Origin of the sequence: Dokdonella sp. (genome assembly GCF_017744955.1) — a bacterium.
Lineage (GTDB): Bacteria > Pseudomonadota > Gammaproteobacteria > Xanthomonadales > Rhodanobacteraceae > Dokdonella_A.
In genome coordinates this window covers 727,001-743,022 of the sequence record NZ_JAGIAG010000001.1, presented here as the reverse complement: position 1 = coordinate 743,022, position 16,022 = coordinate 727,001, and the positions used below count along the sequence as shown (strand labels likewise).

The following is a 16,022-nucleotide window of genomic DNA, read 5'->3' as shown; positions in this document are numbered from 1 at the left end:
AAAGCGTCTCTCGCAGAGACGCAGAGCGCGCGGAGAAAAGCTGTTGAAGGCCTTTTCTCCTCTCTGCGCTCTCTGCGCCTCTGCGAGAACCCGGCTTTCGCCGCTAGTTCTTTCCCGACCGCAGCAGCTGCGACCGCTTCGGTTGCTCGACCGGGACGCCTTTGTCGTCGCAGGAACCGAGCTTGCACAGCTGCTCGCGCAACGCGTCGACGCTCTGCACGACGACGTGGAACAACGCGTTCTCCTCCATCGACCCGCGCACCGCGGCGGCGCCCGGGCCGCGTGCGAACACGGCGACGTCGTCGCCGCCGTGCGTTTCCGACGCCAGCGGCAGCAGCGCTTCCTGCTCGTAGTCGGGGCTCTCCGTGTCGACCTCGGTCAGGTCCGGACGGCCGTTGCGCGCCGGCTGGTAGCCGCCGGCGCGATGCGGGTAGCGCTTGGCGCCTTCGGGCTGGGAATCGCTGGCGCCGGCGTAACCGGGGCCGTTGGCGTAGCTCAGCGTCGCGTACGGCAGGCCGGTCGCGTCGTGCGCGAGCTCCTTGCCCGGCGGACCCTCGTTGCTGGAACCGCGCACCTTGCCGAGGATCGGATTGCCGCGCGCCGGATAGCCGACGATGTTCAAGGTGTGCGCGTGGTCGGCGGTGACCAGGATCAGCGTGTCCTCGGCCGAGGTCATCTCGTTGGCGGCCTCGACCGCCTTGGAGAACTCGATCGTCTCGGTCAGCGCGCGGTGCGCGTTGCCGGCGTGGTGGGCGTGGTCGATGCGCCCGCCTTCGACCATCAGGAAATAGCCTTGCGGATTCTTCTGCAGGATCGACAGCGCCGCGCGCGTCATGTCGGCCAGGCTCGGCTCGCCGGCCGGATCGGCGGCGCGCTCAATCTCGTACTTCATGTGCTCCGGCTCGAACAGGCCGAGCAGATGGCGCGTCTTGGCCGGATCGATCGCCGACAGCTGCTGCGCGTTCCAGACGTAGGCCGCGTCGGGTTTCTTCTTCCATTCGGCGACCAGGTCGCGGCCGTCGAGGCGCTTGCCCGGCAGGTCGGCGTATTCGGGATCGTGCTGCGTGGACGGCATGAACTCGGTGCGACCGCCACCGAGCGCGACGTTGACGCCGCCGCCGAGCGGGAAGTCGACCAGCTGGCGCGCGAAGTCGACGCAGCCGGCAGCGCGCTGGGCTTCCGGAATCTCCGCGTCGACTTCCCAGTTGCGGTCGGGCAGATGACCGTAGGTCGCCGCCGGTGTCGCGTGGGTGATGCGCGTGGTGGTGACGACACCGGTCGATTGTCCGGCGGCGGCGGCCAGTTCCAGCGCGCTGACCAGCTCGTGCCCCTTGCTCGCGGCGCAGTCGCCGCGGGTCGGCACCTGGTCGATGCCGACGAAGCCGTAGCGCGTCTTCACGCCGGTCATGATCGCGGTCATCGTGCCGGCCGAGTCGGGCGTCTGGTAGTCGGTCTCGTAGGTTCTGGAGAGCGCGGTCGCCGGGAAATTCTCGAAGCTGAGCCGGTTCTGCTCGCCGCTGCCGCCCTTGCGCTGGCCGTCGAGGATGCGCGCGGCGGTGATGGTCGGGATGCTCATGCCGTCGCCGAGGAAGACGATCACGTTCTTCGCGTGCGCGGGCGTCAGGGCGTTGGCGTGCGCCGCGCGGGCGCCGTCGCGAAACCAGTTCGCCGGGCTCTCCTCGCTCGTCTCACGGATCGACGGGATGCGCGCGGGTTCGCCGTTGACGCCCGGAACCGGCGCCGGCGAATGCGACGAGGTCGCGCAGGCGGCGAGGCCGAGGCAGGCCAGCACGCTGGCGGAAAGAGCACGGGGAAGGGATCTGCGCATCTGGAGGACTCCGAATCGATTCGCGCAGTATCGGGATTTTCATGACGATCCACATCGTCCGTGCGGCGATGCTCGTCTCAGCTGCGCGTGGACTCCCGCCGCCGCTGCGCGCGGCGCGCGCGGCGCTCGGCCAGATAGCGCTCGATCTGCACGACGGCCGCGCCGGCCGCGCGCACCGCCCGCGCGAGCTGGGTCTCGCTCAGGCCGAGCCGTTCGGACCAGTAGCGGCGCGAATGCCAGTTCTCGATGTCGACCCGCGCCGTGTCGCAGACGTCCTGCGCCGCGACGGTGGACCGGCGCTCGGCCGCCGAGGGCGCATCGCTCGAAAAAACTGCCGTGGTTTGTCGCTCACTGACGAGCCGGGGCTTGTTCAACTGCGTCATCTGGAAACACCTTCCGCCTGCGATGCGCCGCCTCGCCTGCCGCTGCGGCCGAATGACGTCCTTTTCGCCAGCGCGCCTTCCTGGCCCCTGCGAAAGATCAATCAATTTTCATGCCAGAGCTGAGGAGAAGACCTTGATGCGCTTCACATTTTTCTTTTGGAAGAGCGAAATTTGTGCAGTTGATCACATTGTGGAGGGCGAGTCCGGGACCAGATGAATCTCGTCGATCGCCCACAGCGGGTCGTGCCCTTCGCCGCTGAACTGGAAGCAGAGGTCGGCCTTGCCGCTGCGCGGCGGCAGCGCCGCCGACAGCGTGCTCAGCGCCGGATTGGACGCCGCCGCGGCGAGCGGCAACGCGGCCCAGACCGCACCATCGCAACCGCCGAGCTTGATCAGCAGCTCGCCCGACGGTGACATCGGTGCCGGGCGCGGCACGATGTTGCGCACGTCGTTCCACAGCTGGAAGTTGTACGGAAGCTGGCCGACCACGGCCTCGACGCGGCCGATGCCGGCGAGCGGAGCGTCAGGCCAGATCCAGCACGGATCGAACAGGTCGACGTCGAAGAACGCGCGCTCGCCCTCGCGCGGCGCGTCGTCCTCGAGGCGCAGGGTCAGTTTGCCGCTGCATTGCTTCAACCGATCGCTGCCCCGGCGCAGCAGGTCGGCCGGCGCCAGTTCGAAACGACGCACCGGCCCGGCGCGTTGCGTGCCGAGAAACACCGCCGCGCGCAATTCGCCGCGCGACGGCAGTTGCAGCGGGTCGCGATAGAGCGGCGAATCCGCCCGCGGATCGCGGCCGTCCTGCGCGTAGCGGATCGGCAGGCCGGACTGGCTCGACAGCGCGACGTCGACGACGCCCGCCTTCGTCGCGACCGGCTCGGCCATGCGCACCTCGAACGCGCTCGCCGCGGCATCGACGCCGAGCGCGTGCCAGCGCCGCATCTGCGGCACCAGCCGGGCGAGGAAAGCGGACCAGTCGTGCGTGGCCGGCGGCGACCACAACACTTCGGCCAGCGCGGCCAGGCGCGGGAACGCGGCGTGCTCGACGCGCGCCGGCGTGCGCAGATGCTCGGTCCAGAGATTTCCCTGCGCGCCGAGCACGTGCCTGGCCGCCTCCGCGTCGAGCGTGCCGGGCAGCGGATCGTAGGCGTAGACGTCGGCGAGGCTGCGCACCTCGAAACGGCCGCCGGGCTCGTCGGCGGCATCGCTCTGCAGATGATTGAGGTACAGGTCCGGGCTCGGCGACATCACCACGTCGTGCCCCGCATGCGCCGCTTCGACGCCGCCCTGCGCGCCGCGCCAGGACATCACGGTCGCTTCCGCCGGCAGGCCGCCTTCGAGAATCTCGTCCCAGCCGATCAAGCGCCGGCCGCGCGCGGCGAGATGATCCTGCAGCCGCGCGACGAACCAGCCTTGCAGCCCGGCCTCGTCGGCGATGCCGAGCGCGCGCCGCCGCGCCTGCACGCGCGGCGACGCCTGCCACTGGTCCTTGACCGCCTCGTCACCGCCGATGTGGATGTAACGGCCGGGAAACAGCTCGATCACTTCGTCGAACACGTTGCGCATGAAGGCCAGCGTCGATTCGTCGACGTTGAGCAGATAGCTGTGCACGCCCCAGTCCGGTGACACCACCGGCGTGTCGCCGGCGGAGCCGAGTTCGGGATACGCGGCGATCGCCGCCTGCATGTGACCGGGCACGTCGATCTCCGGCACGATCGTCACGTTGCGCTCGGCGGCGTAGCGCACGATGCGGCGGATCTGCTCCTGCGTGTAGTAGCCGCCGTAGCGGACCGGCTGGCCGTTCGCGTCGGTGCCGGCGGCGCCGGCCGGCCGGCGCCACGCGCCGATCTCGGTCAGCTTCGGATAGCGCTTGATCTCGATGCGCCAGCCCTGGTCGTCGGTCAGGTGCCAGTGGAAGGTGTTGAGCTTGAGCAGGGCGAGCTGGTCGATGAAGCGCTCGACGAACTCCGGCGGCTGGTAGTGGCGCGCCGAGTCGAGCATCGCGCCACGCCAGGCGAAGCGCGGCGCGTCGACGATGCGCAACGCCGGCAGCTCGATCGCCTTCGTCGCGGCGAGGTCGGCGGTCAGCAGCTGCCACAGCGTCACGCCGCCGTAGAACAGACCCCGCGGCTCGCGTGCGCGGACGACGACGTGCTGCGCGTCGACGTCGACGGCGTAGCCTTCGCCGGCCGGCGCCTGCGCGTCGAGGCGGAACGCGATCGCTCCGGTGGCTGCGCTGGTGTCCTCGCTCGGCTGTACCGTCAGGCGCAGTCCACGCGTTCCGGCCAGCCGGTCGGTGAAGCGGCGCGCGATGCCGGCCACTTCGGCATCGCGCGCGTCGACGCGCAGCGGCATGCCGTCGCGAACGAGGAAATGCCCGGGCCGGCGTTCGACCTCGGCGGGCACCGGCAACAGCGGCAAGGCCGCCTTCGCGTCCGGCGCCACGGTCGCCTGCTTCGCGCAGCCGCCGCACAGCGCGAGCCACAGTACGGCCGCGGCGAGCCTTCGGGTTCCGGTCGCGATCAGGCGCATCGGTCGTACCTCCGTTCGATCAAAAAAACGGGCCGGATCCGCCGGCCCGCAATTCGCCGCGTTGGAGTCTGGAGACCCGGCGGAACGTCGAACTCCTCGCCCGGCGTTCCGCGGCTCGCCGAGCGTGACGTCGGCGAGCCGTGCCCACCTTCCCGGAGTGTGCTCAGAAGTTCAAGCGCAGGTTCGTCATGTAGCGCTGTCCGGTCGTGTATTTGGCGAACAGCTGGTCCTTGTTGCCGACCGCGTACTGGTGGTACTTCTCGTTCAACAGGTTCATCGCGTCGAACGTCACCATCAGGTTCGGCGTGAAGCGCCAGCCGAGGCTCGCGCTGAGATCGGCGTAGTCGCCGACCACCGCCGGCGGCGCACCGGCGACGTAACCGCCGGCGAGGTAGTGGCTGCGCCAGTTGTAGTTCAGGCGCGCGCTGAACGGGCCTTTCTCGTAGTACGGACCGACGCTGAGCGAGTTCTTCGACTGGTACGGCATCGGATTGCCCTGACTGGTCTCGCCGTCGGCGTAGGTGTAGTTCACGATCGCGCCGAAACCGGTTTCACCGAAGGCCTGCTGGTAGGTCAGCGTCACGCCTTTGATCTTCGCGCTGCCGGCGTTGTGCGGACGCGAGACCTGGTAGTCGCAGAAGCCGTCGGCGGTGCAGCCGCCGCTGCCGATCATGCTCGCCCACTGCGTCGGGTCGGTGTCGCGGATCGAGTTGTAGTGGCGCTCGGTCGCCGGCGTGGTGTCGATGAAGTTCAGCACGTGCTTGAAGAACACCGACGCCGCCAGCACCGACTGCTCGGCGAAGTACCACTCGGCCGACAGGTTGAAGTTGGTCGACTTGTACGGCTTCAGGCCGGCGTTGCCGCCGGTGCCGGTCAGCACCGTGTCGTTGAGGAAGGTGTTGTTGACCATCTGGTTGTAGGGCGCCCACGCGATGACCTCGGCGCCCGCCAGGCGCAGCACGACGTCGCTGGCCAGGTCGTAGGCGAGGTTGAACGACGGCAGCACGTTGTTGTGCGTCGAGCTCTTGGTCTGCCACCAGCCCGGCTGCGCCGGCAGGGTCGGCGCGATGCTGCCCGGCAGGTTGAAGCCCGAGCCGTCGGTCTTGGTGTGCACGTAGCGCAGGCCGATGTTGCCGCGCCAGCCGTCGCCGCCGAAGTTCAGCTGCGCGTAGGCGGCGCTGTTCTTCTGCGTCAGCGCCCAGGTGTTGTTGAGGAAGCTGCCCGGATCCGGATGCGCGCGATCGAGCGGGCTGTTGCGGATCCAGCGCAGGATGTTGCCGCGGCCGACCTGGATGTGCCGCGCGTGATCGCGCGAGAAGCCGCCGAACTCGCCGAGGATGTCGGTGAAGCCGATCGTGCCGACGTCGGCCAGCGTACCGGGATTGACGCCGCCGTAGACGTTCAGCGCGTAGTCCTCGTCGTGCTTGTTGTAGCGCACGCCGACCAGCAGCTGGTTGAAGAAGCCGCCGAGGTCCTTGCTGAAGTCGAGCTGGCCGTAGGTCTCCTTGGCGTGCGCGGAGAAGATGCCGTTGTTGCCGAGCCAGCCGCCGCCCCAGCGCGACGGGTCGCGGCCGGACTGCGGATCGTCGAGCGTGTAGCCGTCGCGCAGCGTCCAGCTGAAGTCGCCGTAGTAGACCGGCTCGAGCAGGTACTGGCCGATCTTCGGGTTCTCCGACTTGCTGACGCCGGCCTGGCCGCTGAGACCCCAGCCGCTGCCGTGGTAGTTCAGACGCAGGTCGGCGCCCTTGGTGGTGACTTCCGACTGGCGCAGCTGGTTGTCGTAGATGATGCCGGCGTTCGGGCCGGACGAATGCCCGCCGACGACCAGGCCGTTGTCGCCCTGCGTCAGGTGGTCGACCGCCGCCATCGTGCCGGCGTTCCAGTGGATGAAGTTGTAGACCGACTGGTTGTAGCTGTCGAAGTTCTCGCGGATCCACATGCCGCTCAGCGTCGCGTCGAACTCCTCGCTCGGCTTGAACTGCAGATTGACCACCGCGCTGTCGCGCTTGCGCGTCTGCTGGAAGTACGCCGCGTTGATCTCGTCGGGCACCAGCGCGTTCGGGTCGAGTTCGCCGTTGGCGACCTGCGTCGCCACCGCCGCGCTGTGCTCGGCGTATTCGGCGACCTTGTGGTAGTTGAAGATCTCCACGCCCTGGCGGTCGACCTTCTCCTCGTAGCGCTGCGCGGCGACGTTGAAGCCGAAGGTGCCTTCCTGGTTCTTCCAGTTGTACAGGATCGAGCCAGTCGGGCGGCCGCCGTCGGCCTGGTCGTTGTAGTTGTAGCCGATGGAGCCGGAGATCGAGTTGGCGTCGAGATCGAGCGGCTGGCGCGTGTGCATCATCACGGTGCCGCCGAGGCTGCCCTCGGGCAGGTGCGCCTCGGGCGACTTGTAGATCTCCAGCCGGCCGAGGATTTCCGGCGCGAGCAGGGTGTAGTCGAAGCCGCGGTTCGGCTGCTCGCCGTACAGCCAGATCGCCTGCGCCACCGGATGGCCGTCGATGAAGGACAGATTCAGGCTCGGGTCGGTGCCGTCGATGCTGACGCGCTCACCCTGGCCGAAACGGCGGTCGATGGTCACGCCGGGCACCGTCACCATCGCCTCGGCGACGTTGGTGTTGGGGAACTTGCCGATGTCCTCGGCGGTGATCGCGTCGACGATCGCATCGGCGTCGCGCTTGGTTTCGAGCGAGCGCTTCAGGCTCTCGCGGATGCCGTGCACGACGATGGTGTCCATCTCCTGCCCGGACGTCTTGCCGTCCGCCGTTCCGGCGTCCTGCGCGGCGTCGGCGCCTTCCGGCGTCGCGGGCTCGGTCGCAGCGCCGGCGTGCGCGGCGGTGGCGAGGGCGAATGCGGCGAGGATGCTCGCCGACAACAGCGTTCTCTGGTACTGGATCATTTCGTTCCCCTCTCAGGTCGTGGTCCGCTGACGCGTTCGCTGCGCGCCGCTCGCCGGGTCTTGCCGATCCTTGCTCGGTGGCGCCGCGGTCCCCGCTGGCGTGTCCGCGCCGACCGCGCGGCGGGTGTTCGAATCGTGGTGTCTGGAGTCGCGCCGGCTCGAATCGCGTTCGAGGAACCAGCTCGCCGCGCCGATCACGCCCAGACGCGCGTGCTCGACCAGTCGCACCGGCGTGCGCGCGAGCACTTCGCGCATCACGCCCTTGTCCAGGAAGCGCTCGACGAAGCGGCTCTGCAACAGCAGCGGCTTCATCTGCGGCAGCACGCCGCCGGCGAGATAGACACCGCCCGTGGCGCCGTACAGCAGGGCCAGGTCGCCGAGCACGCTGCCGAACCAGCCGCAGAACACCTCGACCGCCTCGATCGCGTGCGCGTCGCTGCGCTCGAGTGCGGCGGCGGTGATCTGCGCCGGCGTCAGCGCGCTCGGCGGCGCGCCGCGCAAGGCGCGCACGGCCGCGTGCAGGTTGGCCAGGCCGGTGCCCGACATCACGTCCTCGATCAGCACGCGCGAACCGCGCGCGCGCAGTTCGCGCAGCAGGGCGAACTCCAGTTCGCTGTCCGGCGCGAGCGTGGCCTGGCCGGCTTCGGTCGCCAGCACCAGCACCCGATGCGGATGAGGAATGCGCACGGCCGCGCCCAGACCGGTGCCCGGGCCGACCAGCAGCAGCGGCCCTTCGGCCGCATGGGCCGGTCCGCTGAGCAGGCTGACGTCGTCCGCGCCGAGATGGCCGAGCGCGTGCGCGGCGGCCTCGAAATCGTTGACGATCGCCAGTTCGCGCAAGCCGAGCGCATCGCGCAGGCCGGAGATCGACACCGGCCAGGGCAGGCTCAGATTGACCACCGCGTCGTCGATGACGTAGCCGGCGATCGCCAGCGCGACGCACTCGACCGGCGCCTGCACGTGCGCGTCGCGGAACGCGGCGATGATCGCGTCGAGGCTGGCGAAATCGCCGCAGGCGTATTTCTCGTAGCGCGCCACCGCGAACGCGGCGTCGGCCGCGTCGATCAGCGCGACGCGGGCGTGCGTGCCGCCGACGTCGGCGGCGATCAACGGTGCCGTCGGCGCCGATGCGAGAACTCGCTGGCCGGGTTCGCTGCCCACTTCTCTCCCTCTCCGTTGCGCGTCGCCGCTTCGCTCGGCGGTGATCGTCGCGGCGCAGTCTCGAACTCGATGACAACGTTGTCAATCTTGCACTGCAAAATGACGCCTTGTGGAAACGTGGGTAAGTTCCTGGCCGTTTCCGGCGTTCGGAAGAACGCATCGAAGCGGCCAGGAAAGCGCCTTCGCGCCATGGATCGGAGAATCGAATCGCTCGCGCGCGGCGAAATGGCCTCGCGATGACAACGTTGCTACGGCTTTCCACGGAGCGCGCCCGGACGCCTCCCGGCCGCAGCGCCAGCACTGACGGGGAGAACCGCTCGATGTCCGCCACCACCGCGTCGAAGCCGCAAGATACGTTCACGCCGATGCTGGTGATCGGCCTGCTGTTCTTCATCTTCGGCTTCGTCACCTGGCTCAACGGCCCGCTGATCCAGTTCGTCGAACTCGCCTTCGATCTCGACACCGTCAACGCGTTCCTGGTGCTGATGGTGTTCTACCTGTCCTACTTCTTCTTCGCGCTGCCGGCGTCGTGGCTGCTGCGCCGCACGGGCATGAAGAAGGGCATGGCGATCGGCCTGCTGGTGATGGCGGCCGGCGCGCTCGCCTTCGGCGAGTTCGCGGTGCGGCGCTGGTATCCGGGCGCGCTGTCGGGCCTGTTCGTGATGGGCGCCGGCGTCGCCCTGCTGCAGACCGCGGCGAATCCGTACATCAGCATCCTCGGCCCGATCGACAGCGCCGCGCAGCGCATCGCTTTCATGGGCATCTGCAACAAGGTCGCCGGCATCCTCGCGCCGCTGGTGCTCGGCGCGCTGGTCATGCACGGCCTCGGCGACCTGAAGACGCAGATGGAGAGCGTCGACGCGGCCGGCCGCGCGGCGCTGCTCGACGCGTTCGCCGCGCGCATCCATCTGCCGTACGTGGCGATGGCGATCGTGCTGGCCGGACTGGGCGTGTGGATCGTGCGCTCGCCGCTGCCGGAGATCCGCGCCGCCGAAGTGAATCGCGCCAGCGACGAGGGCCGCGCCGCCGCGAAGGGCCTGTTCGCCTATCCGCACCTGTGGCTCGGCGTGCTGTGCCTGTTCCTCTACGTCGGCGTCGAGGTCATGGCCGGCGACGCGATCGGCACCTACGGCCGCAGCTTCGGCCTGCCGGTGGACGAGACCAAATTCTTCACCTCGTTCACGCTGGCGGCGATGCTGGCCGGCTACCTGGCCGGCCTGATCGCGATCCCGCGCTTCGTCTCGCAGGCGCGCTACCTGGCCTTGTCGGCGGCACTCGGCGCGATCTTCGCGCTCGGCGCGTTCCTGACCCGCGGCTACGTCTCGGTCGGCTTCGTCGCCGCGCTCGGTTTCGCCAACGCGATGATGTGGCCGGCGATCTTCCCGCTCGCGATCGCCGGGCTCGGCCGCCTGACCGAAACCGGCTCGGCGCTGCTGATCATGGGCATCGCCGGCGGCGCGATCGTGCCGCAGCTGTTCGCGCTGCTGCGCGAGCGGCACGACTTCCAGCTCGTCTTCCTGGCGATCATGCTGCCGAGCTATCTGTACATCCTGTACTACGCGCTGCGCGGCTACCGCGCCGGGCGCGAGTGACGGAGCGCGCGCTGTCGCCGCGTGGCGACCTCAGTGCGCGCCTTCGAGCGCGACGCCGTGCTGCTGCAGCCAGGCCTTGACCGCTTCGCGCTGCTGACGCACGTCGGCGCCGAGCACCGCGTCCTTGGTCATGAACAGGTAGCGCTGGAAGGTCACGCCCTGCGCGTTCTTCAGCGTCGGATTCGCGCCGGCTTCGAGCAGTCGCAGCGCGCGGCCGGCGTCGTTGATCTGCGCGGCGACGTGCAGCGCGGTGTCGCCCTGGCGATCGGTCTGGTCGAGCTTGGCACCGGCCGCGAGCAGACGATCGGCGTTCGCGCCGCGCTCGGCCTGCAGCGCGGCCATCAGCGGCGTCGCCTGCGTGATCGTGTTCGGCGTGTCGGGGCTGACACCGCGTGCCAGCAGCGTTTCGAGCCAGTACGGCGTGTCGGCCTGTGCGGCGAGGTGCACCGCGGTGGTGCCGCCGGCGTCGCCGCGCGTCGGATCGGCGCCGGCCGCGAGCAGCGCTTCGAAGCCGCGGCGGCTCTGGTTCAACATCGCCCATTGCAGCAGCGGCAGACCGCGCGCGCCCTGCGCGTTCGGATTGGCGCCGTCGGCGACCAGCTTGCGCACGCGCAGTTCGTCGCCGGCCTGGGCCGCTTCGGCGAGCGCTGCCGCCGACGGCTCGGTGAAGGTCTGTTGGGTCATCGAACGGGATCCTGATTGGCCACAAGCGCTGCTACAGACGAGCAGCATAGCCGACAGCGCGAGACGAATCGCAGTCGCTGGACCGGGAAGATGCGGCGGAATCATCGGCGCCACCCATGCGAACGGCCGTGACGGCCCGAGGCGCCCAGCATAGCGAAGGCGGCCGATGCCGAGGCGGAACGCGGTCGGTGTTCGGGCAATCGATCTATCCGATCAGCGCGATCAGAACGGCCACAGCTTGGAGACCTTGTCGCCGACCCACTTCGCACCGTCGGAGATCTTGTCGCCGGCCCACTGCGCGCCTTCGACCACCTTGTTGGCGCCCTCGACGACCTTGTCGCCGACCCACTTGGCGCCCTCGACGACCTTGTCGCCGACCCACTTGGCGCCCTCGACGGTCTTGTCGCCGACCCACTTGGCCCCTTCGACCGTCTTGTCGCCGACCCACTTGGCCCCTTCGACCGTCTTGTCGCCGAGCCACTTGGCTCCTTCGACGGCCTTTTCGCCGGTCCACTGCAGACCGTCGCCGAGCTTGTCCATGCCCCATTCCAGGCCGTCGCCGAGCTTGTCGGTGGCCCAGGCGATGCCCTTGCCGAGGCCGTCGGCACCCTTGCTGAGCAGGTTGCCGCCGCCTTCGATCAAGCCGGCGACGAAACCGGCCGGCTTCTCGAGGCCGACCGACTTGCCGAGATCGCGCACGATCTGCCCGGCGCCGTCGGTCGCATTGCGCGCGATGTCGCCCACGGTCGACACGCCGTCGGAGACGACCTTGCCGGCCAGATCCAGCCCGCCGTCGACGACGTCGCCGACGATGCTCGCCGTGCCCTCGGCGATCTTGCCGTTGGCGAATTCGTTCTGCACCACGCCGCGGATGTCGCCGGCGGTGTTCTTCACCACGTCGATGCCGTCGGTGACGATGTTCTTGACGCCGCCGATCACGCTGCCGAGCGTGTTGAACTCGAACTCGCCGATGTTCTGCACCGTGTTCGACAGCAGACCCGGATTGGTCGCGTCGTACGGCGTGCGCGTGCGCAGCGCCTCGACGTAGGAAGTGCCGTTACCGCTGCCGCCGTGCGCGCCGATGACCGGCGTGGTGCCTTCCGGCAGCGCGATGCGCAGCTCGTGACCGACCGCGTTCGGCGGCGAGATCGTCAGCGGCGTGAACGGAATCGGGATCGCCGGAACGTCCTGCTGCGCCAGCGTCAGCGGATCGGAATTGACCGTGTAGCGGCGCACCTGGCCGCTGTCGGCGACCTGTTCGCGCGCCGCGTTCGGATTGAAGCCGAGGTCGCGCAAGGTCTCGTTGCTGAGGCCGGCCGAATTGAACGTGACGGCGCTGGCGTCGGTCGCCAGCGCGGCCGCCGAAGCGAGACCGCCGCCGAGCGAATGACCGGTGAAGACCACGTTGCCGTCGCCGAAGGCGACTTCGGCCTTCTTCGCCAGGCTGATCGCCTGGTTGTACTGCTTGGCGCCGAGGCCGAACGCCTGCGATGCGTCGGCCTTGAGGTCCGGAATCTCGGACGGATCGGTACCGGCGTAGGCGACGACGTACTGGCCCTGCTGGTTCTGGTAGATCGCGGCGCGGAAGCCGGTCGACGGATCGTCGAGCGAGGCCGGATCAATGTTGACGCGGTTGCCGTTGGCGTCGATCAGATGATCGGGATTCTCGCCCGGCGCCGGCTGCAGGCGGGTCCAGCCCGCGGCCTTCAGTTCGGCTTCCGACTGCGTGCCGGTCGCGTGCGTGGTCGCGCCGGGCAGGCTGTAGGAATCGTTGGCCATCTGCGCCATCTGCAGATCGGTCTGCTGCTGCGGGCGCGTGCCGCCGACCTGCTCGCTGAAGCGGCCGTCGCCGACCGGCGTGGGCTGCTGCGACTGCGGCTGCACCTGGGGCCGCGGCGGCTCCGGTGGCAACGAGGACACCCGTGAAACGGAGTCGAAAGCGCCGATCGCAGACATGACACCACCCGAGCATTGCGGACGATAAGCCCAGCTTCGCAGGCCGCCGGGGCGCGGCCTAGCTAGGAAAAACCCTATGGCGGGCGGCCTGTGACCGGTTTCACGATCCCACGGCGGCGGCTAGGATGGCCGCAATGAGTGCAAGGCGGCCCTAAGTGAACCGACCCACGATCAAGGACGTCGCGCGCCGCGCGAAGGTGTCGCTGAAGACCGTCTCGCGCGTCATCAACAACGAGCTGTCGGTGCGCGAGGCCACGCGCGAGCGCGTGCAGCGCGCGATCGACGACCTCGACTACGCACCGGACCAGTCCGCGCGCAGCCTGCGCAGCGCGACGTCGTACGCGCTCGGCCTGGTCTACGACAACCCCAATCCGTACTACGTCATCAGCGTGCAGAACGGCGTACTCTCGGCCTGCCGCGAACAGGGTTTCGGCCTGCAGATCCACCCCTGCGATTCGAGCGTGCCGGATCTCGCCGACGAATTGCTCGACCTGGTGCGCCGCGCGCGCCTCGCCGGCCTGGTGCTGGCGCCGCCGATGTCCGAGCGCATGGACCTGATCCGCCACCTCGCCGCGCACGGCATCCGCCTGGTGCGGATCCTCTCCGCCGCCGAGGATCCGAACGACGGCTACCCTTGCGTCTACGTCGACGACCGCGACGCCGCCTACGACATCACCGAGCACCTGATCCAGCTCGGCCATCAGCGCATCGGCTTCCTCTGGGGCGGCGCCGAGCATCGTTCCAGCCCGGAGCGCTTCAAGGGCTACGAAGCGGCGCTGAAGGCCTATGACATTCCGCTCGACAAGAAGCTGGTGATCCCCGGCGACTACTCCTTCGAGGACGGCTTCCGCGGCGCGCGCCGGCTGTTCGCGCTGCGCGACCGGCCGACCGCGATCTTCGGCTCCAACGACGAGATCGCCGCCGGCGTGCTCGCCGCGGCGAAGGCGAACGGCATCGACGTGCCGTACGAGCTGTCCATCGCCGGCTTCGAGGACAGCCCGTTCTCCAAGCAGAGCTGGCCGGCGCTGACCACCGCCAAGCAGGCGACCGAGGAAATCGCCCGCCACGCCGCGCTGCGCCTGATCGCCGAGCTGAAACCCCCGGCCGGCGCGGCGCCGCCGGCGAATCGCGGCTTCAGCCCGCAGCTGGTGATCCGCGACTCGACCGCGCGCGTGCGCACCGCCGCCTCGTCCTGAAGCCGCGCGCCGCCGGGCCATGCCTTCCGTCGCGACGCGAGAGGTCCGGATCGACGCCGGCCGCGGCCGGCTGTTCGCGCGGCACTGGACGCACGATTCCGCTCGCGGCGGCGTGCCGATCGTGCTGCTGCACGACTCGCTCGGCTGCGTGGAACTCTGGCGCGATTTTCCCGAACGCCTCGCCGCCGCGACCGCGAGGGACGTCATCGCCTACGACCGCCTCGGCTTCGGCCGCTCCGATGCACGCCCGGACCATCTGCGCAGCGACTTCATCGGCGAGGAAGCGCGCACGGACTTCCGCTGCGTGCGCGAGGCGTTCGCGCTCGACGCCTTCGTCGCGTTCGGCCACAGCGTCGGCGGCGGCATGGCGGTCGGCTGCGCGGCGGCGTATCCGGAGGCGTGCCGCGCGCTGATCACCGAATCGGCGCAGGCCTTCGTCGAGGACCGCACGATCGCCGGCATCCTCGACGCGAAGCGCTCGTTCGCACAGCCCGGCCAACTCGATCGCCTGCGCCGCTACCACGGCGACAAGGCCGCCTGGGTGCTGTCGGCGTGGATCGACACGTGGCTCGCACCCGACTTCGCCGACTGGACGCTCGACGACGACCTGCGTCGCGTGCATTGCCCGGCCCTGGTCCTGCACGGCGAACACGACGAGTACGGCTCGGCACGACACCCCGAGCGCATCGCCGCCCTCGTGCATGGGCCATCCGCGGCGCACCTCCTGCGCGGCTGCGGGCATGTGCCGCATCGCGAGCTGCCCGACGTCGTGCTCGATCTCGTTTCGACCTGGCTCGCGTCGGTCGCGGATTGAGGGTGTCGAGAGCGATTTCTCGCGAAGGCGCGGAGAAATTACGACGGATTGGAGAGGTTTCTCTGGGCAGACGGGATTCAAGGAAGCATTTCTCGCAGAGGCGCAGAGGCGCAGAGATGCAGAGAAAAACCTGTTCCTTCTCCCCCTTTCTCCCTCTTTCTCTTTCTTTCTCCGCGTCTCTGCGCCTCTGCGAGAAATCTTCTTTGCATTCCCCCGAAGCGCCATACCCTCCGGCCCTAACTGGTATTGAAGTGGTATACTACATCCATGCCAGCCGCCGCCCGCCCTCTCGCCTACCTCGACCTGCGCAGCGCCTTGCAGCGCCAGATCGACAGCGGCGCGCTGACACCCGGCCAGCCGCTGCCCGGCGAACGTGAACTCGCCGAACGCCACGGCGTCTCGCGCGTCACCGTGCGCAAGGCGATCGAGGGGCTGGTCGCCGACGGCCTGCTGGTGCAGCGGCAGGGTTCGGGCACCTTCGTCGGCGCGCGCATCGTGCGGCCGTTCTCGCATCTGGCGAGCTTTTCCGAGGAACTGCGCGCGCGCGGCATCGAACCGCGCAGCGAGATGTTGTCGAGCGAAGCCGGCGCCGCCACGCCCGACGAGGCGACGGCGCTGAACCTGGCGCCCGGCGCGCGCGTGCTGCGCCTGCGCCGCCTGCGCTTCGGCGGCGAGCAGCCGCTCGCGCTCGAACGCAGCACGCTGCCGGCCTTCGCGCTGGCCGGCGCACGCAGCGTGCGCGATTCGCTGTACGCCGCGCTCGACCGCCGCGGCCTGCGCCCGCGACGCGCGCTGCAGCGCCTGCGCGCGGTCGCGTTCGACGCCGAATCCGCGCGCCTCTTGCACGTGAAGGCCGGCAGCGCCGGCCTTCTGATCGAGCGGCGCGGCTTTCTCGCCGACGGCCGCGTGATCGAACTCACGCAGTCCCACTATCGCGGCGACGCCTACGACTTCGTCGCCGAACTGAGGAGCGATTGAAC

Annotated in this window: 11 protein-coding genes; 4 read left to right on the top strand and 7 right to left on the bottom strand. The window is 69.3% G+C overall.

The genetic code is table 11. The features are described from left to right. Nucleotides 1-103 precede the first annotated feature (103 nt). The 5 genes from J7520_RS03075 to J7520_RS03055 form a co-directional block, all read right to left on the bottom strand. A complete protein-coding gene (locus J7520_RS03075; protein ID WP_291183777.1) occupies nt 104-1,828 on the bottom strand; it encodes an alkaline phosphatase in 1,725 nt (574 codons plus the stop codon). Between the two features lie 77 nt (nt 1,829-1,905). Further along, on the bottom strand, nt 1,906-2,211 hold the full coding sequence (locus tag J7520_RS03070) for a DUF3606 domain-containing protein (protein WP_291183774.1): 306 nt from the start codon (nt 2,209-2,211) through the stop codon (nt 1,906-1,908). Between the two features lie 183 nt (nt 2,212-2,394). Next, nucleotides 2,395-4,743: a family 20 glycosylhydrolase gene (locus tag J7520_RS03065; RefSeq protein WP_291183771.1), complete on the bottom strand. Its 2,349-nt coding sequence runs from the start codon at nt 4,741-4,743 to the stop codon at nt 2,395-2,397. Nucleotides 4,744-4,906: 163 nt separating this feature from the next. Then, nucleotides 4,907-7,639, bottom strand: coding sequence for a TonB-dependent receptor (locus J7520_RS03060; protein WP_291183768.1), 2,733 nt, complete (start codon nt 7,637-7,639; stop codon nt 4,907-4,909). A gap of 12 nt (nt 7,640-7,651) precedes the next feature. Beyond that, nucleotides 7,652-8,800, bottom strand: coding sequence for a glucokinase (locus J7520_RS03055; RefSeq protein ID WP_291183765.1), 1,149 nt, complete (start codon nt 8,798-8,800; stop codon nt 7,652-7,654). A gap of 320 nt (nt 8,801-9,120) precedes the next feature. On the opposite strand from J7520_RS03055, the gene J7520_RS03050 reads away from it, so the two are divergent. Continuing rightward, on the top strand, nt 9,121-10,392 hold the full coding sequence (locus J7520_RS03050; RefSeq protein WP_291183762.1) for a sugar MFS transporter: 1,272 nt from the start codon (nt 9,121-9,123) through the stop codon (nt 10,390-10,392). 30 nt (nt 10,393-10,422) lie between these two features. Here J7520_RS03050 and J7520_RS03045 read toward each other — a convergent pair whose 3' ends face one another. After that, nucleotides 10,423-11,076, bottom strand: coding sequence for an ankyrin repeat domain-containing protein (locus tag J7520_RS03045; RefSeq protein WP_291183759.1), 654 nt, complete (start codon nt 11,074-11,076; stop codon nt 10,423-10,425). Between the two features lie 222 nt (nt 11,077-11,298). Then, the gene (locus J7520_RS03040; protein ID WP_291183756.1) at nt 11,299-12,996 is read right to left on the bottom strand and encodes an Mbeg1-like protein; all 1,698 of its coding nucleotides are present in this window, start codon (nt 12,994-12,996) and stop codon (nt 11,299-11,301) included. A 191-nt stretch (nt 12,997-13,187) separates the two neighbouring features. Between J7520_RS03040 and J7520_RS03035 the strand changes: the two genes are divergently transcribed. From J7520_RS03035 to J7520_RS03025, 3 genes are all read left to right on the top strand, one after another. Beyond that, complete coding sequence (locus J7520_RS03035; RefSeq protein ID WP_291183753.1) at nt 13,188-14,228, top strand: LacI family DNA-binding transcriptional regulator; 1,041 nt, start codon at nt 13,188-13,190, stop codon at nt 14,226-14,228. Between the two features lie 19 nt (nt 14,229-14,247). Beyond that, the gene (locus J7520_RS03030; protein WP_291183750.1) at nt 14,248-15,042 is read left to right on the top strand and encodes an alpha/beta hydrolase; all 795 of its coding nucleotides are present in this window, start codon (nt 14,248-14,250) and stop codon (nt 15,040-15,042) included. 267 nt (nt 15,043-15,309) lie between these two features. Then, a complete protein-coding gene (locus J7520_RS03025) occupies nt 15,310-16,020 on the top strand; it encodes a GntR family transcriptional regulator (protein ID WP_291183747.1) in 711 nt (236 codons plus the stop codon). Nucleotides 16,021-16,022: the final 2 nt, after the last annotated feature.